The organism is Paenibacillus sp. FSL P4-0176 (assembly GCF_037975265.1).
GTDB lineage: Bacteria > Bacillota > Bacilli > Paenibacillales > Paenibacillaceae > Paenibacillus > Paenibacillus amylolyticus.
The window spans coordinates 5,312,112-5,334,753 of record NZ_CP150242.1; the positions used below are offsets into that span (position 1 = coordinate 5,312,112).

General features: G+C 44.8%; 20 protein-coding genes and 1 pseudogene. 10 read left to right on the top strand and 11 right to left on the bottom strand.

Features of this window, described 5'->3' with window-relative positions; translation table 11 throughout:
* Positions 1–29 precede the first annotated feature (29 nt).
* Positions 30–1,277, bottom strand: coding sequence for an MFS transporter (locus MKY95_RS24685; protein ID WP_339194843.1), 1,248 nt, complete (start codon positions 1,275–1,277; stop codon positions 30–32).
* Positions 1,278–1,307: 30 nt separating this feature from the next.
* Positions 1,308–2,234, bottom strand: coding sequence for an ADP-ribosylglycohydrolase family protein (locus tag MKY95_RS24690; RefSeq protein WP_076328154.1), 927 nt, complete (start codon positions 2,232–2,234; stop codon positions 1,308–1,310).
* A 499-nt stretch (positions 2,235–2,733) separates the two neighbouring features.
* On the opposite strand from MKY95_RS24690, the gene MKY95_RS24695 reads away from it, so the two are divergent.
* Positions 2,734–3,402, top strand: coding sequence for an HAD family hydrolase (locus MKY95_RS24695; protein WP_036615249.1), 669 nt, complete (start codon positions 2,734–2,736; stop codon positions 3,400–3,402).
* 47 nt (positions 3,403–3,449) lie between these two features.
* Positions 3,450–4,622 carry a mannitol-1-phosphate 5-dehydrogenase gene (locus tag MKY95_RS24700; RefSeq protein WP_339194846.1) on the top strand — a complete coding sequence of 391 codons (1,173 nt, stop codon included), beginning with the start codon at positions 3,450–3,452 and terminating at the stop codon, positions 4,620–4,622.
* A 260-nt stretch (positions 4,623–4,882) separates the two neighbouring features.
* Here MKY95_RS24700 and MKY95_RS24705 read toward each other — a convergent pair whose 3' ends face one another.
* The 3 genes from MKY95_RS24705 to MKY95_RS24715 all read right to left on the bottom strand — a co-directional run bounded on the left by MKY95_RS24705 (position 4,883) and on the right by MKY95_RS24715 (position 7,509).
* Positions 4,883–5,773, bottom strand: a complete 891-nt coding sequence (locus tag MKY95_RS24705) for a hypothetical protein (RefSeq protein ID WP_076328157.1) — start codon at positions 5,771–5,773, stop codon at positions 4,883–4,885.
* 142 nt (positions 5,774–5,915) lie between these two features.
* A complete protein-coding gene (locus MKY95_RS24710; RefSeq protein ID WP_076328158.1) occupies positions 5,916–6,569 on the bottom strand; it encodes a YkyA family protein in 654 nt (217 codons plus the stop codon).
* A 37-nt stretch (positions 6,570–6,606) separates the two neighbouring features.
* Entirely contained in the window at positions 6,607–7,509 is a 903-nt protein-coding gene (locus tag MKY95_RS24715) for a polysaccharide deacetylase family protein (protein WP_235431597.1), read from the bottom strand.
* A gap of 227 nt (positions 7,510–7,736) precedes the next feature.
* Between MKY95_RS24715 and MKY95_RS24720 the strand changes: the two genes are divergently transcribed.
* Both MKY95_RS24720 and MKY95_RS24725 read left to right on the top strand, forming a co-directional pair.
* Complete coding sequence (locus MKY95_RS24720) at positions 7,737–8,681, top strand: DMT family transporter (protein WP_076318813.1); 945 nt, start codon at positions 7,737–7,739, stop codon at positions 8,679–8,681.
* A gap of 63 nt (positions 8,682–8,744) precedes the next feature.
* The gene (locus MKY95_RS24725; RefSeq protein WP_076328159.1) at positions 8,745–9,581 is read left to right on the top strand and encodes a sulfurtransferase; all 837 of its coding nucleotides are present in this window, start codon (positions 8,745–8,747) and stop codon (positions 9,579–9,581) included.
* Between the two features lie 232 nt (positions 9,582–9,813).
* Here MKY95_RS24725 and MKY95_RS24730 read toward each other — a convergent pair whose 3' ends face one another.
* Positions 9,814–11,370, bottom strand: coding sequence for an acetamidase/formamidase family protein (locus MKY95_RS24730; RefSeq protein WP_339194849.1), 1,557 nt, complete (start codon positions 11,368–11,370; stop codon positions 9,814–9,816).
* A gap of 295 nt (positions 11,371–11,665) precedes the next feature.
* Between MKY95_RS24730 and MKY95_RS24735 the strand changes: the two are divergent.
* Positions 11,666–11,809, top strand: a pseudogene (locus MKY95_RS24735) (sulfurtransferase); the annotation flags it as partial.
* 160 nt (positions 11,810–11,969) lie between these two features.
* On the opposite strand, the gene MKY95_RS24740 reads toward MKY95_RS24735, so the two are convergent.
* Positions 11,970–12,872 carry a type II CAAX endopeptidase family protein gene (locus MKY95_RS24740; protein ID WP_339194852.1) on the bottom strand — a complete coding sequence of 301 codons (903 nt, stop codon included), beginning with the start codon at positions 12,870–12,872 and terminating at the stop codon, positions 11,970–11,972.
* A gap of 140 nt (positions 12,873–13,012) precedes the next feature.
* On the opposite strand from MKY95_RS24740, the gene MKY95_RS24745 reads away from it, so the two are divergent.
* A complete protein-coding gene (locus MKY95_RS24745; protein ID WP_036615266.1) occupies positions 13,013–13,591 on the top strand; it encodes a TetR/AcrR family transcriptional regulator in 579 nt (192 codons plus the stop codon).
* A gap of 153 nt (positions 13,592–13,744) precedes the next feature.
* Here MKY95_RS24745 and MKY95_RS24750 read toward each other — a convergent pair whose 3' ends face one another.
* Both MKY95_RS24750 and MKY95_RS24755 read right to left on the bottom strand, forming a co-directional pair.
* The gene (locus MKY95_RS24750; RefSeq protein ID WP_339194855.1) at positions 13,745–14,332 is read right to left on the bottom strand and encodes a DUF1629 domain-containing protein; all 588 of its coding nucleotides are present in this window, start codon (positions 14,330–14,332) and stop codon (positions 13,745–13,747) included.
* A 68-nt stretch (positions 14,333–14,400) separates the two neighbouring features.
* Positions 14,401–16,287: an AraC family transcriptional regulator gene (locus MKY95_RS24755; RefSeq protein WP_339194858.1), complete on the bottom strand. Its 1,887-nt coding sequence runs from the start codon at positions 16,285–16,287 to the stop codon at positions 14,401–14,403.
* Between the two features lie 300 nt (positions 16,288–16,587).
* Here MKY95_RS24755 and MKY95_RS24760 point away from each other — a divergent pair, with 300 nt between their 5' ends.
* Together MKY95_RS24760 and MKY95_RS24765 are read left to right on the top strand one after the other, a co-directional pair.
* Positions 16,588–17,559: a phosphotransferase gene (locus tag MKY95_RS24760; protein WP_339194861.1), complete on the top strand. Its 972-nt coding sequence runs from the start codon at positions 16,588–16,590 to the stop codon at positions 17,557–17,559.
* 66 nt (positions 17,560–17,625) lie between these two features.
* Complete coding sequence (locus MKY95_RS24765; RefSeq protein WP_339194863.1) at positions 17,626–18,387, top strand: ankyrin repeat domain-containing protein; 762 nt, start codon at positions 17,626–17,628, stop codon at positions 18,385–18,387.
* A 192-nt stretch (positions 18,388–18,579) separates the two neighbouring features.
* Here the strand turns inward: MKY95_RS24765 and MKY95_RS24770 are convergent, their stop codons facing one another.
* Both MKY95_RS24770 and MKY95_RS24775 read right to left on the bottom strand, forming a co-directional pair.
* A complete protein-coding gene (locus MKY95_RS24770; protein WP_339194864.1) occupies positions 18,580–19,617 on the bottom strand; it encodes an FAD-dependent oxidoreductase in 1,038 nt (345 codons plus the stop codon).
* Positions 19,618–19,638: 21 nt separating this feature from the next.
* Positions 19,639–20,025: a helix-turn-helix domain-containing protein gene (locus MKY95_RS24775; RefSeq protein WP_339194865.1), complete on the bottom strand. Its 387-nt coding sequence runs from the start codon at positions 20,023–20,025 to the stop codon at positions 19,639–19,641.
* A 140-nt stretch (positions 20,026–20,165) separates the two neighbouring features.
* On the opposite strand from MKY95_RS24775, the gene MKY95_RS24780 reads away from it, so the two are divergent.
* Together MKY95_RS24780 and MKY95_RS24785 are read left to right on the top strand one after the other, a co-directional pair.
* Positions 20,166–20,519 carry a DoxX family protein gene (locus MKY95_RS24780; protein WP_339194867.1) on the top strand — a complete coding sequence of 118 codons (354 nt, stop codon included), beginning with the start codon at positions 20,166–20,168 and terminating at the stop codon, positions 20,517–20,519.
* 176 nt (positions 20,520–20,695) lie between these two features.
* Positions 20,696–22,594: an AraC family transcriptional regulator gene (locus MKY95_RS24785; protein WP_339194870.1), complete on the top strand. Its 1,899-nt coding sequence runs from the start codon at positions 20,696–20,698 to the stop codon at positions 22,592–22,594.
* Positions 22,595–22,642 lie beyond the last annotated feature (48 nt).

Genomic DNA, 22,642 nt, shown 5'->3' on the forward strand with positions numbered 1-22,642 from the left:
AGGATGGCTGAGGCTTTCTTGACATCTGTTTAGTGTACGGATACTGGATTAACTACCTCAGCACCCTCGGGTGAAGTCTGTCTGTCTTTCATCAACAGACTGATGAACAAACCCAGCAAACCCAGTGCAGCAATTACTGCGGCATACAAAGGCACTGAGATAAGTCCCGTATGCGTAATTGCATACCCACCCATATAGGCACCAGCGGCATTTCCCAGGTTAAATGCCGAATGACTTGAGGTTGTCGCAAGCAGCGGTGCTTCACGAGTCATATTCATGATTCGAATCTGCAATCCTGGCATAATACCAAAAGCGGCAACCCCCCAGAAGAATATCGTGAGCACTGCCAGATACGGATTCTCCAGTGTCAGCGTGAGCACTGCCAGAAGAACAGCAAGGATACCAAAGTTGACGATTAACGAAGGCATCAGCTTCCAGTCTGCCAGACGGCCGCCAACCAAATTTCCCAAGGTTACACCGAAGCCAAACAACACCAGAATCCAGGTCACACTTTGCTCCGCAAAGCCGCTAATATCCACAAGCATCGGCGTAATATAGGTGAAGACTGTAAACAAACTTCCGCACCCCAACGCCCCAATAAGCAGAACCAGCAACACTTGTGGACGAACCAGATTCCGAAATTGCTGTCCGAGGTTCGCTGGTGCTCCTTGCGGGAGGACGGGAATGAAACGAATGATACCAATCAACGAAATGATGCCCAAGATCGTAATCGCCCCGAAAGATGACCGCCATCCAAGCTGTTGCCCGATAAACGTACCAAACGGAACGCCAATAATGTTGGCAATCGTTAGCCCTGCGAGAACAACCGATACCGCTCCTGCCCTTCTCTCGGGCGCAACAAGCCGCGTCGCCATGATTGAACCTACACCAAGGAACGTACCATGAGCAAATGCCGTTAAGATCCGTGCTGAGATTAGCAACCCGTAAGTAGGAGCAATGACAGACAATGCGTTACCGATAATGAAAATGCACATCAGCAGCACCAGCAGTTTTTTCTGCGGAATCTTGTGTGTAAATACGGTCAATATCGGCGCACCTACCGCTACACCAAGCGCATATCCCGTAATGAGTTGCCCAGCCTGCGGAATGCTTACATTCAGGTCTGTTGCCACATTGGGCAGCAGGCCCATAATAATAAATTCAGTCATACCAATCGCAAAAGCCCCTATCGTCAGACATAACAGGGATAATGGAAACGCCCCTCGTTTACCTGACGGTGAAACCTGTGGTTGTACTGTGTGTCCAGTCGTGCTCATAGATGTTCTCTTCTCCTGTCTGTCTCTTTATCAACGATTTTCTATCGCCTTCAACCACAAGGCATCTGTTAGTTGTTCGAACGTTCCACGCATGGCCAGCTTGTCCCGCCAGTGTGCCGGAATACCACTCAGTCCATAATAAGCACCTGCGATTTGTCCGTACACCGCACCCGTGGTATCCGCATCATCACCCAGATTAACAGCTAACAACGCGCCTTCCTCAAAACTTGAGGACTTATAGAACGCCCATAGTGCTGCCTCAAGTGAACGAACCACATAACCACTGCCCTTAATTTCCGGCGGTTCTTTGCTCTGATAGGAACCCATAACAACCTCTTCAATAGCAGGCGAAAAAGTAGGTTCTTCCCTCCACTGTCTGCATGTCTCCGGCATCAGCATGACGCTCTTGTCCGCTCCGCGCAGACCGGCAACAATTATGGCGGCCAGCACTTCACATGCTTCCACGCTTTCCGTTGCAGCATGTGTTGTCCGGGAGCTCAGCCCGGCATAACGAACCGCCTCGTTTGGTTGATTAGCATAAGCCATCGCGACAGGTGTAAGCCTCATGATAGAGCCATTGCCCGCCGTCATCGGGTCAGTTGATCCGCTGTAGGCTTCTCCAGTTATCTCAAACCTCTCCAAGGCACTTCGTGTGGCCCCGCCGATATCGAAGCAATCGCCTGTGCTGCTCATATACCCGACCTTGTACCAATTGGTGTATCTGCGCATCTGATCCGCAGGATCAAAGTCTGCCTTGCGTACCAAACTTTCTGCCAGACACAGAGCCATGGATGTATCATCTGTCCACTGCCCTGCCTCCAGCCCAAATACACCTCCACCCACGATATCCGTTACGGGTTCAAACGTGCCCGGGCTGCTGAATTCCACGGTAGTTCCCAACGCATCACCCGCTGCAAGCCCGATGAAGCAGCCATTGAAACGGTCCTTTTGCAACATGCTTGTCTTCCTCCCTTACTCCATATACTTTCAGAATCTTTCTTCCATTCTCCCACAGGGCCTGATCTGGCGTAAAGCTAATAAAATCCAATAAATTCAGCTCCATTTCTTCTATTATAAAAGTGTCGAAAGTTGTTGAACGGCCAGACTATCCAATTTTCATAAAAAAAGTTTTATTTTTTTGAGCTGTAAAAACAGTTTATTCAGTACACCGCTTACATGCAAAAGGATTAACGGTTTGCAACGTTCATCATTTTCTGAAAACAAATCATACATGTGAAAATTTTCAATGTAAACAATCATGACGCGCTTGACCCTTTGGTTTGTCCTATGTTACGGTTTTATTAGCTTCAAACGCATATTTTTTCCCAAATTAATATTCGTTTTCGGTGTATTGCGTCAACTAATATCCCGCAGGTTAATGAATACAGGGAATGAATTTGCAGAAAATTTTCACTTTTTATCCCCAAACTAATTCTGAAACAGGAGGAACAAATTTATGATTAAGGCACTGGTGTTTGATTTCGACGGAACGATTATTGATACAGAGACAGCATGGTATATTGCTTTTCGTGATGCTTACAAGGAACACGGCGTAGATTTAACCCTGGAGATGTATTCACAATGCATCGGTACCAGTCTGAAAACATTTAATCCATATGAGTACCTCATCACAGATTTGAATCTTCCGATCGATCGGGAAGAGTTCAGGGAATCCGTTCAGTTGCAGCACGCTGCATTGATGAACAAAGAAAAGGTGCGTCCTGGTATTCAGGAATATCTTGAACAAGCACGTGAAGCCGGACTGAAACTCGCTGTAGCATCCAGCTCCAAACGGGAGTGGGTTGAACAACATCTGGAACAACTGAAACTGAAAGATTATTTTGAAGTCATTCGTACGGCAGATGATGTTGCAAATGTGAAGCCTGACCCGGAACTCTATACTCAAGCACTTGAAGCCCTTGGAGTAACTGCAGACGAAGCCGTAGCGATTGAGGATTCACCTAACGGCGCGCGTGCAGCTGCTGCGGCTGGTATGCACTGCGTAGTCATATCGAATACCATCACAGGAACACTGGAATTCGATATGCCTCACCAACGGCTGTCTTGCTTGACTGACCTTACATTTAACGATTTGATTTCGAAGCCACTCGTCACTACCGTCTAAGGTCTGCACGAATTTCGCGATTTAATCCTTAAAGGGGGAGTTCACACATGAAAGCTGTACATTTTGGTGCGGGCAATATAGGCCGCGGTTTTATCGGTCATATGTTGTCCGCTTCCGACTACGAAGTCTGCTTTGTCGCACGTAACCCGAAGAAAATCTCCATGCTTCAAGAGAGACAGGAATATCCGATTACACTTGCCAATAGAGATCAGGACACTACGATTGTCAACAACGTGACGGCTATCAATGTGAATGAGCAGAATCTCGTTGCTGAAGAGATCGCTTCAGCCGATGTGATCACAACCGCGGTGGGTGTATCTGCACTCGGAGATATCGCCGAACCGATCGCCAAAGGCATTCAACTTCGCATGAAAAACAATAATCAGGCTCCACTGCATATTATCGCTTGCGAAAATGCCATCGGTGGTAGCACCAGGTTGAAGAAACGCATCTATCCATTTCTGGATGAACAAACTCGCAAAAAAGCCGAACGTTATGTTTCTTTCCCCAATGCAGCTGTGGACCGGATTGTTCCGGCTCAAAACCACAAAGACCCGCTGCAGGTCACTGTTGAACCTTTTTACGAATGGGTCGTTCATCGTCCAGCACTTCTGGATGGATTTAAGAAAATAGACGGCGTCCACTATGTGGATTCGCTTGAACCTTATATCGAGCGTAAAATGTTTACGGTCAATACAGGCCATTGTGTCGCCGCATACTTCGGCTATCTCGAAGGATTCAAGACGATCCGCCAGGTGATGAGTAATTCCACCCTGCGGGTCAAAGTGCGCCATGTTATGGAAGAGACCGGTCAGATGCTCATCCAGAAGCACGGATTCAACGCTCAGAAGCATAACAAATATATCGATACCATACTGGAACGCTTCGCCAATCCCAATCTGACGGATCAGGTCACCCGGGTTGGGCGTTCCCCCCTTCGCAAGCTTTCACCTCATGATCGGCTTGTTCGCCCAGCGATGCAGGCCAGTGAATTCGGAATTGAAATTCCTCATTTAACTTCTGCTATGGCGGCCGCAATGCTGTTCAATGACAAACGCGACGAGGAAGCCATGAAGCTACAACACATGATTCGCGAAGATGGCGTCTCCGCCTTCATCCGTGAACGCATGGGAATTCCCGACGAACATCCCGTTCATCAGAATGTAATCGCCCGTTATCAGGAACTCAGAGGACGCAAGGAATCGACCATACTAACCTGAGTAACGGATCAGGGCATGGGTTCGATCCTGCAAACTGAATAGAACCACGGCCAAGAAGCCGGGAGGAACCTATGCAGCAGCATCGCTCCTTCCGGCTATTTGTCTATGCACGGCGTGGCGTGGCACGGCACGGTACATTCTATCTATATTGTAGTAACGTTAATAAAACAGCGTATCTCCTCTCTCAAGGAAACACGCTGTTTGGGGAATCTTTTTAATTTAATACATCGTTTGGCTCAGCCTTGTAGCTCATCCCTTTTCTACTCATTCATAATGGAATTGAGGGATGCATATGCCATGGGCAGGAAACCTTCCGAAGGTTCACCAATAGGTGCTTGGATGTGGAAAATGAAACCATTGCCGTCCAGTTCTTTGACAATAAAGTACTCTGTTTTCTTATCATTCTGGGACATCATGTATAATCTTGCATCCTTCATCGGGCCGTTGCTGAGTTGTTCAGCCGTTAACTGCTTCACTTCTCCGGTCTCGGACAACTCTTCCTTGGCATCCATCTTCAGCGCATCCAGATTGTAATTCGCCGGCAGCTTCTCAATCTCTACCTCATAATCCGGATCAATCTTCATTGTTAATTCATGGTCTTCGGCGTCAAAAGTCATCGGTTCAAACACATAAAGTGAATAACCTTTCGCTTGTGCCAATGTCACTGGACGTTTCTCGGTCATTCCTTCTACCGTCACTTCCAGCTCTGATGTCTTCGGACGATCGGACGTTACTGTACCACCTGCATTGGAATCGTTATTGTCATCACTCGATTCAATCTTTGCAATCTCTGTAAGTACCAACTGTTTCGTTGTTGCATCAATCGTTTTCTCTACATATTTGAAACGAACGGAATCTTCGTCATCGATATCATCCAGAGACTTCTGCAGATCTTCGCTCACCTGGAATGACATCGGCTTCTCATTCACTCGAATCTCAACGGTATGCGGATCAGCCCATCCAGTCAGGATACCTTCTGCTTCTATTGCAGCACTTTCATTTGGTTGTTGCTCCGGTGCTGGTGACTGTTCTTCCGTATTATTCACTGGTGGCTGTGCAGCAGGATTACTGTTCCCACAGGCCACAAGCGAGAATCCCATAAGTAAAACCAGGAGTGATGCACTGACTTTCATTGTATTTCCTTTTCGCATATGAACACCTCCGTTAGCTTATACGCAATGATGCTTGTCCATGTTGCTTCTCATCCATTGGCTTGGCTGTATACTAGTACTTACACGGGAGACAGGCAGCTCAATCATGCAAAATGTCTGAATGGTTGCTCAGATCCTCTGCTCAGCTGGCCTGATCCATCTGTACCAGTTTGGCATTGGCTCCGTTAAACGCTTTGGTCTGGAGGTTAAATTGCTTTCGGAATTCAGCAAGCTTCGCATATTCGCTATTCCGTACCCGAATAGCTCGCTTAATCTTAACCAGATTAGGTTCTGCACTTTCTCTCATCAGATCATACAACTGCTCATCGGCACTCAGACTCAACTGATACGAAGCAACAAAATTTTCCAATGCACGTGCTCTTGCTTCATATTGATCCAGCACCTTTTCAGCCTGTGCCAACGTTTCTTCTTTTTCAAATGATAGTTCTTTCAATGAACCGCGCAGGGCCACCGTCTTCTCGTTGGTCTGTTTCATGGCCTCTTCCGCCTGTTTCAACAACGTTCTTCGTTCATGAATATGATCTGCTGCCTGATCCAGCAGTGCTTCGAGATCACTGTTTTTGTTCTTGCCTTTGTCTAAAATAGACTTGTATAACTTCATATCTTCCTGCTCATGACTGGTCAGCGTCTTCAAACTCTGATCGATCTCCTGACCGCTGAGCACCAATTGGTTTATCTGATTTGCCGCAGGCTCCTGCGGATCTCCACAACCACTCACCAGCAGAATTAGCAATACACTAACTGCCGCAAGCGCCACTTTTTTACTCGTTAGCACCCAAGTCCTTCCTCTCTTGCATCATCTTGTTGTTATATTACAAGCGGGTATCTCCGCTAAAATTGGCTACCCAGTGTGCATCCGGATCGTATACTTCGAACTCGTAACCCCGATCTTCGAGTAACTTCAGAATGCGTGGTAAAGCCTGCACCGTCTGCTCCCGCTCATGCATCAGAATCACTTCCTTATCCCGATGTACACTTTTGCTCACCCGGGCCACAATCTTGTCCGGCTGACCGGGAAGATTCCAATCGAGTGAATCTGTCGTCCAGTCCCACATTTTGAATCCAGCCGCCGCAATGTCACCTCTGAACTTTTCACCGATCTGTGGACTGCTGCCATAAGGTGCACGAATCAGATGAGGTGTAAAACCAATCAGGTCCTGCACCATCTTCTGCTCTTTCTTGAACTCTTTCACAAAGTTTGCCGAGTTGCCGCTCTTATACAGCTTTTTATAGTTATGCGTCATGCTGTGAAGTCCAGGATAACTGCCTTCTTTCAACAGTCGTTTCACTGCTTCTGGATGCTGATTCAACTGACGTCCGATCATGAAAAAGGTAGCCTTCGCCTCATGCTGCTTCAATATATCCAGCAGTTGTTCCGTATATTCAGTTGGCCCATCATCAAACGTTATGTATGCCAATTTGCGAACCTGGCCCTGGAACCGTGCCGGCTCCTCCTTCGCATCCGGAGTAACTTGTATCATGCCGAGCTTGGCCGGCTGTTCGATTACAGTAATCGGAGGCGGCGCCACAACGCTTTTGATCCAATGCGTCATGCCAAAGAATACATATGTAATACCGGTAACGAACAGTACCAAGAGCATTAGAGCTATGATTACCCTTCCATACCGGATTTTTCTTCGTTTATGTGTTTTCGTGCGACTTGTGCTAGGCGGAATACTGCCACGCTCTCCCGCTCTCTCTTGTTGAACTCTCACTGTCATGCCACTTCCTTACTTTCATTTTTCCCGATTATTGGTATATTATCTCGTTTCATGTCTCTATATAGAAGATTAATAGAAAAATGGATCGGGAGAATGACAGAATAGTTACAAGCCCGGTTACAATCTACTTATCTCTTCATTCTCTTTATCTTTCCTGCGGTTGTCTTCTCCTGTATAATGAAGTGATTTACGCTATCAGACTTCAAGAAGGAGCTACACCCATGACAAGCTTGAACCGTGCCGGCAGATCCATCTATCTGTTATTCTTTGTCGGCATTATCGCCATTTCTTTTTCTTCGATCTTTGTACGCTGGTCTACCGCAGATGTTGCGGTCATTGCCATGTACCGTCTTTTTCTCACCAACCTGCTAATGCTGCCGTTTGTCTGGAAATACAGACATGAGATGATGCGTCTAAGCTTACGGCAGTGGGGCTTGCTGCTTGCATCCGGTGTGATGCTGGCCCTTCATTTCCTGCTCTGGATGGGTTCGCTACGGCTCACCAGTGTTGCCAGTTCCACAGTTATTCTCGCGCTGGAGCCAATACTGATTCTTGCCGGTTCGGTATGGCTGTTCAAAGCCAAAATTAACCGCATGATGATCATCGGCATGGGCATCGCCCTGCTTGGATCAATCGTCATTGGCGCAGGAGATTTCCAGTTGGCAGGTACTGCCCTGCAAGGTGATGTCCTGTCTTTACTTGGCACAATCGCAGTCGCCGTTCATATGCTGCTGGGTCAATTTTTGCGAGCGGGACTTAGTGCATTTTCGTATAACTTCTGGGTTTTCTTCGTAGCTGCTTGCACGCTGGCGGTATATAATCTGATCATGGGCCATCCGTTCGGAGGTTACGCTGCGTCAGAGTGGGGAATCTTCCTGCTGCTCGCCATTGTGCCAACGATCTTTGGACATTATCTCTTCAACTGGCTGCTTCAATATATGAATGCCACGACGGTATCCATGGGCGTACTTGGGGAACCCGTATTCTCTTCATTACTGGCCTGGATGCTGCTCGGCGAATCCCTCAGTGCATTACAGATGTCTGCCGGGGTGGTCATCATATTCGGGGTATGGATCTTCATTCGATATGGCAAAACCAAACCTCAACCCATTCCTGCTGATGCTCCTATCGCTGGCAAAGGGCCTGTTGAACCTACCACGGTATAACGTATTCATTCGTAAAGCATCGTTATAAACGACTCTACCACTCTCATAAGGCGGTGTATTTTGATGAAAAATATTGTATCCATGCGCTGGCTGCTCGCCAGAATGTATGAACCGGATGTAGTTATTGCAGATTGCCGATTCTTGCTCGGTCAGCCGGAGGCTGGAAGACAAGCCTATGAAGCTGGACATATTCCAGGAGCTGTCTATCTCGATTTGGAAAAAGATCTGTCTTCTCCTGTGTCTGCGCACGGAGGACGTCACCCGCTTCCTGATCCGGCTGTGCTCGCAAGTCGTCTCTCCAAAGCTGGCATCGGCTCCAATAGTCGTATTGTTGCTTATGACGATCAAGGCGGGATGAATGCATCTCGGCTATGGTGGCTGCTTCGCTATATCGGTCATGAACAAGTGTATATCATGGACGAAGGTTTCTCCGCTTGGAAAAACGCCAAATTCCCGGTGACTACGGATGTACCGGTTCAGATCCCATCTTCCTTTGAGGTGAATGTGCAGCCAGCCATGCTGGCAAGTGTTGAAGATGTTCAGCAGGCTTCGGCAAGTGGCAGTGTCGTGCTAATTGACTCCCGTGATGCTCGCCGTTATGCGGGTCTGGAGGAACCGATTGATGCCAAGGCCGGACATATTCCGGGTGCGGTGAATTATTTTTGGAAAGATGTGTTGGATTGGGATGGACGTTGGACAGATACTGGGGTGTTAGAAGAGCGTTTCAGTAAGCTGGACAAGGATGGTGCAATTATCGTGTATTGCGGTTCTGGCGTCTCGGCCTGCCCTAACGTGATTGCACTGGAAGAAGCGGGATATACAAATGTGAAGTTGTATTCTGGAAGTTGGAGCGACTGGATCAGTTATGATGAGAATCCGGTGGCTACCGGGGAAAATTAAGAATGTAGCGAGGGTGCACATTATCTAAAAAAGAATACATCGCTAGGTGGCTTATCTGCCCCGGCGATGTATTTTTCTATGTTCGGAGTCAACATCAATTCAACAACACAAACCAGTAAGTATTTAAAAGCACACAGAAGTAGACATCAAGTGGCAGCTTTTTTTGATTCATGATAACGGAAAAAACCGTGATGGACATCTGTCCACCACGGTTAAATAATGAAATCTATTATTACTTTTTACTTAACGATACATTTGCTGTTAACGTCTTATCGATCGTCGTCCAGTTGACATAAGCACCTAGTATTTCATTAATAACAGAAACCGGAACTACGGTTTCGCTATTTAAAAGCTTAGGTACGTTACTATTGAACACTAGTTTATCGTTAATTGAATACACATCTGAACCAATTTGCGCACTTATATTTTTCGTACCTAATTTGATTTGCGTTGTACGCGTCTTATTATCCCACACTACTGTACCGCCCAATAGCTCGGAAATTGTTCGAATCGGTACGTAGAACTCATTGTTATGAACAACCGGTTTGATTACCGTACCACCTACGTTCATTGCAACGTCAACATGTTCAAGGAAATCGGTTTTTCGAATGAGTCCATGAACCCCTTTAGTTCGGTCTACGACCTGAGATACTTCATAATCCGTTGCGGCCGATAGGTACGCATAAGCTACACTTCTATCCATATCAAGCTTATCAGATAAGAATTGAATCGATTCACGTACTGATTCTTTCATTGCTTCATCCAAATCAGGGTCCAGTCCAATTGGAATCCAATAATCCTCTGTTTCAGCAAAGGGTTGCGTGAATTCTCCACTATGTGGTAGTGATGGATCACCTTTCTTTAACACCGTTAACCGAACTGTCCCCCTTAAGGAAGCTTCCAATGCAGTTAACGCTACTTCTCCATCTCCTTGAGCAAAGTGTGGATCTCCAGTATAGAATAGCCCGCCTTTAACTTGAATCGGATAATAAATAGTTGCACCAACACCCAACTCGTTAATATCCATATTCCCTCCTGTTTCAATAGGTGGGATAGAACTCACAACTTCACTGGTATTTGGTGCAACCCCCATAACACCTAGAAACGGGTTAATTGGAAAACGTACATTTTTGCCAGCTTTTGTTGGTAATACTCCATACCAATTGCCGTTGATTTCTTCAATAGGCGTAAATATAGATACATTATTATATAATTCCGGTTTTGTTGCGCTAGCTCCCTCTTGTGGGCCTGTATTTTCTGGAAATTCGTTAGGAAGGGCACCTTTACCATGGCGGTTAGAAATGACACCATACGGAACTCGAGTCTGCAACGAAAGAACTTCTACTTTAAGAACATCTCCTGGCTCTGCTCCCTCAACCGCTACTGGCCCAGTGATAATATGAGGTCCGTCTTTTACATAATCATGCTTAATCTCAGAAGCCGCAATCACCTTCGCATCATCCAATACTCCATCGGGTGAGATACCGAATTTGCCGAAGTACTCCACTGGATTTCTCCCTTGATCCTCTATCAGTCCCTCATGCGATACCGTATCAAATGTTACAGCACTTCCTGATGGTACAGTAAAAATCGGAGAGCTGTCTCGATTAGGCAGTGATCCCCAGCGAATGTTCTCAATCGCAGACGTTACATAATAATCACCTTCTACCTTATCGATGGTTGTTGGTTGCAGCGGCATACTAAAACCCACTGAAGGTAGAGCAAATGTAAACATACCTATAATCCCTACTGAAACTCCAAATTTCCTAATCGTTCGGTTAATAAACATTATGCTCCCCCTCTGTAATATGTAATATTTTCTAACATAAATAAACACTAACATATAAATACATTTACAACAATATCTTTTTTTGTCAATAAACATGACACAATAGAGATAAATATCAAGAATAAACTTATAAACACAAATAATACGTCAACATACTTGTCATATGAAAGATATGTAAAACTAAAATACTTCTAGCAAACTTAAGGATCCATCTTCAGAGATTTGAACAAACGAAATTAAGTTACAGGAAAACTATGTATGTATTTCATGTTTCTGAACCCGCCGCAGGAATACTCTGCACTCCGGTTCAGGCTTAATCACCTGTCTGCACGTGATTGCACTGGAAAAAGCGGGATACTCAAATGTGAAGTTGTATTCCGGAAGCTGGAGTTACTGGATTAGTTATGAGGAGAATCCGGTGGCTATCGGGGAAGAGTAGGTACGGATCACAAGTCTGCAGGATCTCAAAAACAAATACACCGCCATGCAGGCTGATGCCTGGGGCGGTGTATTTTCAGTGCCTGAGCGTCACCCTAGAATACGGGAGAGATAGAGGTATCGTTGGACGCGAAGACTGATCCAACAAGATCTTTTCCCGCTCAATGAAACAGGATCTGCAAAAGAAAATGAGGAGAAGCATTCATGAGTCCATGAATCAAGATAATCACCCATATTTTACGATAGCGGGCCCATAAATAACCAAGAAACAGACCTGTAACCCCATGATTTGCAATTACTGTTGCCACATCAATATCCCAATGACCATTTCCTTGAATGGCGACATGCCAAATGGACCATAGTATTGAAACTAGTAGTATGGCGGGCCATCTTCCAAGCAACGTCTCCAATCGGGTTTGCAGCCATACCCGATAAAAAACTTCCTCCAATACGCTATTGATCATAAAACCAATCAACACCAAGAGAAGTAATTCTGTCATATCGGTTACTACGATTTCTCCTTCTGGTTGTGCAATTGGAGAATAGAACTTTAGATAACCCCAGACCAAAATAACGATTAGTGGTACGATGACGTGTCTGCGAGTGCGAGGTTTTACCGAGATAATGTCTTGATGCCCGCCAGCCATTTTGCGATAAATCAGAAATAAAATCAACGGAGTGAACATTAATGTCGTTAACTTGAACGCCAAATAATATAGCTGGAAATGTAATCCTTGCTGGTCTATCGTTATCAGAGAAACCGTAAATAAAACGCCTGACAGCAATAATACAATCGATTGAACGACCAAGTGCTGTTTCTCCACTTGTTGGAAAATTGAGGAATCATGACTTTGATAAGGAATCATATGGATTAGAAAAATACCAAGAAATGCCGGTAACATACTATGCCATATTGGAATCACTTCCTCATGATCAGCCGTGTACCTTATATTCAAATTTCCGGTCCACACTAACCACAATACAGCAGCAAATATAATGATCATACATAATAAGCCGATTGCCTTTCCCCATGCTGGAAGCATTACTTTGAATTGCTGATTCATTCCAATTGCACTCCTTTGAGTGGCATGTTGCGTTTGCCCCATTCTTTTTTTAATTCAGTTGAGTTAAATAAATTCTAGCACATCCCTTCTTCATCGTCTATTTATTTCAGTTGAGTTAAATAATATGATATTCTGTGTGTATGCCAAAAATCGTGGACCATGAGAAGATGAAGAATATTATCGCTGAAGCTACTTGGAAAATCATTAGTGAGAAAGGCATTCATCATGCAACGTCAAGAACGATTGCGAAGGAGGCCGGATTATCACAAGGCGCTTTAAGACATTACTTTTCAAAACAAGAGAGTCTATTAGCGTTTGCAATTGAGTTAGTTAAGGAAAAGGTACTTACTCGAATAAAAAATCTGAATGCAAGAGAACTGGCGCCTCAAGAAAGAATTGTTGAATACTTGCTCGAACTAGTCCCGACGGATGAACAAACATTATTGGAAATGGAGGTTTGGTTTGCATTTGTAAGCTATGGAAAAACGCAAAAAGGGTTCGACGCCAATTATGAGGACCTGCAAAACGCAATCAAGAACTGCATCATGTACTTGAAAAATGAAGGTCTTCTGCGTACAACCGATGAAGAGAAGGAACAAGAAAAACTGTATGCCTTTATGAATGGGATGGCTCTCAATTTGTATCTAGAGCCGGATAAGATAAATAGAACACGAAGCAAAGAAATGATACAAGACTATATCAATTGGATTATACGTTAAAGGAAAACTTGATGCATAGATCAGGGAGCTAAGCCAGCTGACCCGCGCCTAGCAAAATACACAAGAAAGTCCGGTGGCTACCAGGGAAAAATAAAGACTAAAGAGCCCACGTTTTGCGTGGGCTTCTTTGTGCTTTCATTATATCCATACATTTTAGGTGCTTACATCTCCGACCTCTGTAACGTTCAGATTCAGCCTATGTTTTCGGCATACTTCGTAAAAATCTTTTGAAACAATGGGTTTGAAGATATTTATATAATCCAGCATAAAAAATTCATGCTTGCCAATTCGCTCTTCATGAAGGCAGATTCGAGATACAACTTTGACGATCTTACGTGGAGGTTGTTGTACAGATGCAGCAATGACCGCTTTGCGCCCATATTCCGAACGTTCATAATCAAAAACATCCAAACGATCAAGCTGATGTGTAGTCCAATAGGTTTTTTCAACCGCACGACCGTCGTGGTAACACACCGTTGTCGGAATAAACTGTGTGTTTGTTTTCGTTTCCTCCAACAGCGTTTTAAAACGATCTGATACATGTCTCGTTCCTGTGATCGTCTCAAAATAATCTACGTTCAGGTTGCGCACCGTAGGGAGTAGCTCAACCTCTGCTGTTGTCCCCTCGGGCAACGGATTCTCTATCGCCAAATAATTCATATCCAATTGGGGAGTGAAGGTTGTTCCGCCACTAATAAACCCTCTACGTGGATATTGAGATTCCAGAAAATAATAGTTCAAAAGAATGATGTCTCCTTTCCAAATAAAGTGCCTTTCAATCAATTATACAGGTTAAGCGGCCCCTCCAATTACTCCGCGGTTTTAAGCAAGTTATCCACAATAAAATCAAGCTGTTTGTCTAACGAATAAATATCATTGTAGAAAAATAAACCAAAGCTCATATCAATCAGACGTCCTTCTTTGACTGCGGGGATGTTATTCCAAATTGAATTGTCTGACAGATCAACCATTCCTTCAAAGGAAGAACGGAATATATAATCACCCACATATTCAGGTAATACTTCATAAGAAACGTCCTTGCTTGTTGCATCGTTTCTTGCATTTTCAATTTCACGTTGCAAGACTTCAGGTGCTTTCATCCCTAAATACTGATAAATAATCTGCGACCCCCGGCCATAACCCAAGCCTGTCATTACAGCCATGGAACCTTTGTTACTTTCCATAATTGTGACGGTTTTATCCAAGATACCTGCTTGTTTAAGTTTTTCCTTGCTTTGCTCAACCTTTTTGTGAAGGTTATCTAACATTTCCTGAGCTTGTCCCTCTTTACCCAGAATTTCTCCAAGCAAATTCATACGTTCTTCTACTGGCAGGTCATAAGGAATATATACTGTAGGGGCAATCATTTTAAGTCCTTCATATATTTCTTCATTGGTAACAATAATGAGATCGGGATTAAGCGCAGTTACTGCTTCCGGGTCCGGCTTAAATGCTCCTAATGAAGTGGCACCTTCCAGTTCGCTCGCAAAAGCCGCTCCTTCTTCTATAGAAGAAATCCCCACAGGATTTACGCCTAAAGCAAGCAAATCACCCATTAGATACAGGACAACCACTCGTTGTGGATTAACCGGTACTTCAATATCACCTTTTATGGTGGTTACGGTCTTCATTTGAGATTGTGTATCTGTATTGTTAGCGTTGTTGGCCGATACCTGATTCGTTGGCTTCTGAGAACCTTCATTGGCTGCAGGACTTCCTGCCCCACCAGTTGAACAAGCACTAAGCAATAGGGTTAAACAAAGTAATAATGTGATAGCTAAGGGTGTCTTTCTACTTCTGTACATCAATAATTCCTCCTCAAATATATGGTGATTATGATAATCATTATCAATATATAAGGAAGTTAGATCCTGTACAATGCCTAATCGTGCCACAGTCGATGGTACATTAGGACTTTCATGCTGCTTTCGATAACGAATAGGTGCAATCCCCATATATTTCTTAAATATTTTAGCAAGATAATAACCATCAGGATAACCAACAGCCTTGGCAATTTCCTGTAAAGTAGCATCTGTAGCAAGCAGCAGTTCCTTCGCTTTGTTCATCCGGATTTGAATGACAAAATCAATCGGACTATAACCAGTCTGGCGTTTGAATAGCCTTGATAAGTGACGTGAACTGCTATCCATAAGCTCTGCTAACAAGTCCATTGTGATGGGTTCAGCGTAATGTTCCTGCATATAATATTTCATTTGTGCAACCAGGTCTGGCTTTATTGTTGGCACGCGCCCATTGTGGATCTGCCATAACAACTCGTATACAAATTGATAAAATAATGACTTTACATGGAACTGTTCCAGTGCCTCTTGCTCTTCCCAAGCTGTCATCATGTATTGTACTTTGCTTAACAAGGAAACAGGCTGATCAGGTGCAAAGCCGTATTGAAGCTTGAAGGGATTACGGTGCTCCATCAAAGCCAAAATATCCTGACGCTCAGGTAGCGGAATGATGGCTTTGTAATAAATCATATAATATTCAAGGAACTCTTCAACAGGCAAAATGTTCAGGCAACAGCCCTTCCCACCATGCAAAACATGGAATCGTGAGACCTGATGATCTTTTCCATCCAACCGTATAACAGCATTGCCACACACCGTGTATAAGAAACAGCTCACAGGGAATCGATAGGAATGAAGTCCCTCCTTCCTTTGCATAGTTATATGGCGAATATCCATTATTTTAATAGATGCCTTGTTCCATAATAAAAGATGTTCATTGAAATGTAAGATGGCTTCCCAGCTCCTTAAAATCATTGGTCATATATTAGTCAATAGAGAGTCAACTTGCATGCAAAATAGGGGCCGGATCACCCACTAACGTGAGTACCCGACCCCTTTCTTTAATATACATATGTATATACAGACCTTAATCAACACTTTAACAGATCGAAAAGAAACAGTCTATATTTTTGGGAAAATATTCTATATATTTAGGTTGCTGGCCGGCAAAATACAGTTGAAACGGAGCTTAAGTCGATGATGTCCAACAACCATCTTACTCGTGAAGAATTACAGGATTATGTGCAACATGTATTTGGTGCCAGTTACCTCATAACGCAGAGCGCAAGAATACATGGAGGCGCACAAAAAGTCATTTACAAAATTGACTGCACGAATGGTTTCACTTGTATGCTGTACGTTTGGGATATTTCCAGCAACTATTTTCAGGAAGAGATCTTGAATGAACCCACTTTCCACAGTTCCTATGGCAGCGAACTTTTCTCTTTGAATACTCGCTTTCTCACTCAACATGGAATTCGAACACCAATCTTGTATGATCTAAATAACGATAGAGACCGGCACTCTTATGATTTTGCTCTTGTTGAGTATGTGGATGGACAGAAAGCCGAAGCGTATTTCCAGCATAAAAATCACAAAGATCGGGATGAGTTGTTTCAACGGATCAGGGATATGTTGTCTAATATGCACGGAATCCAAAGAAACGTTTATGGAAACGCCAACGATAACAGCAAAAAGGCTGGGCCTTGCTACCAAGTTCAGCGGTTAGATGCCGAAACAGCCTTATCCTATGCATCCAAACACATGACAGATATAAGGAAAAATGAAGAAAGGTTGCTTGAGAAACTTTGCGAATTGGAAGCAGCAATTCAACCTAGGGATCTCTATAGTTTCATTCATGGAGAGTTAGGTCCGGATCATATATGGATAGATCATGCTATGCAACCATGCCTTATTGATATTGAGGGCGCAGGATTCTTCGATCTCGAACATGAGCATAGCTTTCTGGAGTTTCGATTTGGAGACTTTTATCATTACGTAAAAAATAACGATCTCGACCAAGAGCGGATGACATTTTATCGATTTTGCCATCACTTGTCCTTGATATCAGGAGGATTGAAACTGCTTCATAGACAATTCCCCGATCAGCAATTCGCTAGGGGGCTCGCGGAGTATCATGCCAGATGTGCAGTTCAGATGCTTTCATGAATATGGATATAAGCCTGGAAGGAGATTTGGAGCATGGAGTTTATTCACGAAGATGAAAAACTTGCAGTGAGCGTTATTCAAGCCATTCACACTGGAGATATTCCAACGTTAGAGCAACTGCTGGCAGAGAATCCGGGATTGGCAAAGATAAGAATATTGGAAAGAAAGCCTGACAACGTAGATGCCGACTCTAATATCTCTCGAACGTTGCTGCACGTGGTGACGGATTGGCCGGGGCACTTCCCTAATGGAGCGGATGCCGTGCGAGTATTGACCAAGTTTGGTGCGGAAGTGAACGCTCCTTTTGTCGGTCCAAACATCGAGACACCTTTGCATTGGGCTGCAAGCTCCAATGATGTTCAAGTGCTTGATGCCCTTCTTGATGCTGGCGCAGACATTGAAACGCCTGGCGCGGTGATCGCCGGTGGCACGCCGCTGGACGATGCTATTGCTTTTGCACAATGGAATGCAGCACGACGCTTGGTTGAGCGCGGCGCGATCTTTGCCCTTTGGCATGCGGCTGCCCTTGGAGATATTCACGCCATACAAGAACATTTTAAAGGAGCCCAACTCCCGGAACGTTATTCTTGGGGAACAAGCACCTCCCCTTCTCCTCCCGATGCAGTAACCGTTGCCTTCTGGTGTGCTTGCCATGGAGGTCAAAGAGAAACAGCCGAGTACCTGCTTGACCAAGGCGCCGAACTGAACTGGACAGCCAGCTGGGATGGAATGACTCCGCTGGACACAGCAAAACGCAATTTTTCATCCGAACTGATCCCGTGGCTTGAAAGTCAAGGTGCCAAATCCGCTAGCGAGATTCACAGGTAGATGAATAGCTAGCATGGAATTGCCAATCGCCAGCGGCTGCGAACATGAAAATATGCAAAAAAAGCTAAAGCCAAGGGATTAGTTATGACAAAATCCGGTGGCTACTGGGGATGTGTAAAAGACTCCAACAAATATACACAACGAAAAAGGACATCGCCACTTGAGCGATGTCCTTTTCGTTGTGGAGTGACCCTAGAACCGTGAGAGGCGACAAGGGTCTAATTCATTTCTTGATTTGCCATCAATAATTTCACTTGCAGCCAGATTCGCAATCAGCGGCGCCAGCGTAATTGCAGAATGCATTAGCGTCAGATAAAGTCCATTCATGTGATTATGGAAGCCCACAATCGGATAACCGTCTTCAGGCATGGGTCTCCATCCAACCTTTATGCTTTCCAGTTCCAGTTGATTTCCGTGCTTGAGACTGCGACGCAATGTGTCGTAAGCTCGCTTACCGACCGCCTGTGGTCCATTTGCCTCCGACTCGTCGATATAATCTTCCGCAGCCAGCAGCGTATAATCTGTCAGTTGACGCGCTTCAAATTGCGCATTGGAGATTAATGTGTGTATCAGTTTATTAGCAGTTTTCATCCGAATCAGAATCGAAGGTGACGAAGTTACCGGCACGTGACAACCTAACGGGTTACAAAGTTCGGGTGTACCTGTTCCTGCAGCCAATACCACAACATCCGACTCCACAAAACCCTTGGATGTATGAACACCAACCAGATGGGAACCCTCTTGCTTCAGCTGTGTAACGTTGGTGTCGAACTGAATCTTTGCTCCGTACTCTTGCGCTTTGCTCAACAACAGCTCCGTTACCGCAATAGGGTCCACCGCACCTTCTTCGCTGACAAACATGGCTTCATCCGGATATTCCTTCAGATTGGGCTCCAATGCCTCAAGCTGCTCCCGGTTTAATTTTTGAAAGTGTTGCTCCCTTAGAGGCGGAGTGTCCCAAGTTAGCGCGCCATGCCAATGAATTTTCAGTTCGGACAACTCTTGCTGAAGTGTGTGATATTCTTCCACAGCTGCATCGTACAAATGCCAGTATTCAGGAGCCACTCTATGCGTCGTATGTATCCAGGCAAATGATTTTTCCGTGACTTCGCGCGCCGCGGCTGAGTGCCGTTCAATAACAGTTACATCTTGATTTCGTTTGGCTAGATGATAGGCCATACACGCCCCAACAATCCCTGCACCAATGATCACAATTTTTTGTTTATTCAAAACTAACTCTCCCTTGTCACCCTATCCCCCCAAGGAATCGATTTTCCGAAGTTCGGATGGGTGTGCTCCTTTTTCGTCTTCTTCCCCGTACAGCTTCTCCATATGCTGCATATGGCTGGCTCCCCAGTCGCTCATTGTCTGGAGCACAGGTTTCATGAGCTGTCCGTACTCCGTAATCGAGTATTCGACCTTAGGCGGAATTTGAGCATATACTTCGCGATGCACAATATCGTGATACTCAAGTTCTTTTAACTGCTGGGTCAGCATCTTTTTCGAAATATCTGGAATGGCTTTTTGTAATTCGCTGAACCGCATTGTACCGTTGCTCAGCAGTCGTAGAAGAATCAAAGATTTCCATTTACCCGTAAGGATATCCAAGGCCGTTCCGAATTTGCAATATACCGTCATTCTTATTCCTCACTTTCTGACCATACCCGGGTATACTTTTGGTTACCTGGTTAGGTTTAAGTGCCTACTTCCAGATTGGGCCTTCTCACTTTAGTATAGAGGCAGATATTAAAATCGAGCAAGTGAGGGGATAAGAAAAGATGAATGTAACGTTATGGATCGTACAACTTATATTGGCGCTAGGTTTCATATATTCAGGATGGATGAAAACCATTCGTATCGAGTCGTCAAAAAAGACCTGGGCCTGGGTCAATGATGTGCCAAAAAGTCTAGTTATTTGGATCGGTATCGCGGAGCTACTAGGAGCGCTGGGCCTTGTTTTGCCTTGGGCACTGAACATCACTCCGGTGCTTACGCCGATCGCGGCAATCGCTTTGGCTACGGTCACCCTGTTCGGGATGCTGTTTCATATTCGGCGTAAAGAGTACCGGGAGCTTGGCGTTAATATCTTTTTTATAGTTCTTGCGTTGATCGTAGCCTTTGGAAGACTATAAAGGAAACGGGGAACGTTTTGGAAAGTGACAAAAAGCCACTAATATTATTATATAATAACCTCACCACATAAAAGGCTGGCTTCAACAGCTCATGGAAGGAAGACAACTCTCTATTGAAAGCAACCTTGAATGTACAAGAACACATACTCATCTGGAATTGTGCATCGCTCAAAATCATGGATGTACGACATATTGTCATACAGGCCGACGAGTGCGTACGTCCTTACCTGTTCCCTGCCAGCGCCTTTTTGTACGTAACGGATGGCAATGCAACCGTGATCTTAGACGGAAATGAGCATGCTACCAAACCATTTTATATGCTTCATGGGGGCAAAAACACCCGTCTGGACATCATCCTAACGGACGAATCCTTTCATTATTACCTGATTTTCTATAAAGCCTCCTTACCGCCGCCTGGCAAGCAGCATACACTTCAACAACCGGATCAACCATTGCCATTCCACCTCCAGTACGGTTTTATTCCATATCATCCTGCCATCCTCTACGAAATCACTGAGCGAATGCTGGGCGAGTGGAATAAACCGGGACGCTTGGAGCGACTCCATACCAAAACACTATTCTATCAATTTGTATATGAATTGCTCAGACAAATGGATCAACAGCAGGTAAGCATTGTTAGGCCTAACCTTGCTTCTCAGCTTATTCGCTATATGCAGGAGCACTACGCCAAGCCGCTGACGCGGGAAACCCTCGCTCATACATTCCATTACAGCGTCCCTTATCTGTCCAAGTACTTCCGACGTGAAACTGGCGCAAGTCTAATCGATTACTTAATCGGTATTAGGATGAACAAAGCAGTAACGCTGTTGCAAAAGACCGAGTTATCTCTGCAAGAAGTCGCTGCAAGCGTCGGATATGCTGATGTATCCTATTTTATAAGAATGTTCAAAAAACATACGGGAGTCACACCAAAGCAATTCAAGGATGAGTCCGGACAAGTGACAAAAGGTTCTTATCGTCCTATCCTTAGGCTTCGATCATCCATTGCTCCGAGTAAACTCCGTCGTTATATTGATATCAGAGATGATAATCATTATCAACATAGCGAAAAAGGAGATTTACGGATGTATAGAAGCAAACTACCTGTAGGAATTACCCTACTGTTGTGCCTAACTCTATTGGTTAGCGCATGTTCCAGGCCAGCAAACACGAATGGAAGCACTGGCAGTACGCAAAGTCCAACTGTAGGTGCAGAGAGTAATATCAGTAGCACCACAAACGGAAGCTCGGAGATGGTAACCTATTCTGCGGTTAACGGTGAAGTACAAATCCCCAAAAAACCTCAAAGGGTCGTAATGGTTGCAGGAGCCTTTACCGGTCATTTGCTAGCTCTTGGCCTTAAGCCTGTTGGAACTGGTGATGAGTCCTTTAACAGTTATACAGAAGGAAAGCTCGATGACGTTGTCAACATCGGTAACGATGTACCCTACGAGAAAATCATGGAGCTGCAGCCGGATTTAATTGTCGTTTGGAATGACCCTGAAACGATCGAAAAGCTGTCCAAAATTGCGCCGACCGTCGCTGTTGAATATGGAATACCTCTACGGGAGCAATTGATGGATTTTGGCAAGATGACTGGTAGAGAAGAGCAAGCGAAGGCCTGGATCGCAGAGTGGGATGCTAAAATCGCTGAATATAAACCACTCGTGGAGCAAGCGGTAGGTGATCGCACGGTTTCGATTTTTGATACGGGAAGTGCCAAAGAATTTTATGCCTACGGGAGCTTTGGTAGAGGTGGAGATATTATTTATGGCGAGTTTGACCTGAAGGCACCGCCGATCATTCAGAAGGAAGCCATCGATAGCGGCAAAGGTTGGGCCAAGTTATCACTTGAATTGTTACCACACTATGCAGGAGATTATATCTTTGTAAGTGGATGGACAGGTGATGAGAGTGGAGATTCCGTTTTTGAAGGTCCTATCTGGGATAACCTCCCTGCTGTCCAGAATAATCACGTTTATCGCGAGGAAAGCCGTGGCTTCGTGTTTAGTGACCCAATTTCGTTGGAAGCCCAACTTAAATTTGTCATAGACAGCCTAACCAAAACAGAGTGAAATTGACTAGGCCACGGTATGTACGAGGCGAGGAGCAATCCTCGTCTT

Bases quoted from the DNA above. Each gene is read 5' to 3' on its own strand.
- MKY95_RS24685 (WP_339194843.1), bottom strand. From the start codon at position 1,277: ATGAGCACGACTGGACACACAGTACAACCACAGGTTTCACCGTCAGGT.
- MKY95_RS24690 (WP_076328154.1), bottom strand. From the start codon at position 2,234: ATGTTGCAAAAGGACCGTTTCAATGGCTGCTTCATCGGGCTTGCAGCG.
- MKY95_RS24695 (WP_036615249.1), top strand. From the start codon at position 2,734: ATGATTAAGGCACTGGTGTTTGATTTCGACGGAACGATTATTGATACA.
- MKY95_RS24700 (WP_339194846.1), top strand. From the start codon at position 3,450: ATGAAAGCTGTACATTTTGGTGCGGGCAATATAGGCCGCGGTTTTATC.
- MKY95_RS24705 (WP_076328157.1), bottom strand. From the start codon at position 5,773: ATGCGAAAAGGAAATACAATGAAAGTCAGTGCATCACTCCTGGTTTTA.
- MKY95_RS24720 (WP_076318813.1), top strand. From the start codon at position 7,737: ATGACAAGCTTGAACCGTGCCGGCAGATCCATCTATCTGTTATTCTTT.
- MKY95_RS24725 (WP_076328159.1), top strand. From the start codon at position 8,745: ATGAAAAATATTGTATCCATGCGCTGGCTGCTCGCCAGAATGTATGAA.
- MKY95_RS24730 (WP_339194849.1), bottom strand. From the start codon at position 11,370: ATGTTTATTAACCGAACGATTAGGAAATTTGGAGTTTCAGTAGGGATT.
- MKY95_RS24740 (WP_339194852.1), bottom strand. From the start codon at position 12,872: ATGAATCAGCAATTCAAAGTAATGCTTCCAGCATGGGGAAAGGCAATC.
- MKY95_RS24745 (WP_036615266.1), top strand. From the start codon at position 13,013: ATGCCAAAAATCGTGGACCATGAGAAGATGAAGAATATTATCGCTGAA.
- MKY95_RS24755 (WP_339194858.1), bottom strand. From the start codon at position 16,287: ATGGATATTCGCCATATAACTATGCAAAGGAAGGAGGGACTTCATTCC.
- MKY95_RS24760 (WP_339194861.1), top strand. From the start codon at position 16,588: ATGATGTCCAACAACCATCTTACTCGTGAAGAATTACAGGATTATGTG.
- MKY95_RS24775 (WP_339194865.1), bottom strand. From the start codon at position 20,025: ATGACGGTATATTGCAAATTCGGAACGGCCTTGGATATCCTTACGGGT.
- MKY95_RS24780 (WP_339194867.1), top strand. From the start codon at position 20,166: ATGAATGTAACGTTATGGATCGTACAACTTATATTGGCGCTAGGTTTC.
- MKY95_RS24785 (WP_339194870.1), top strand. From the start codon at position 20,696: ATGGATGTACGACATATTGTCATACAGGCCGACGAGTGCGTACGTCCT.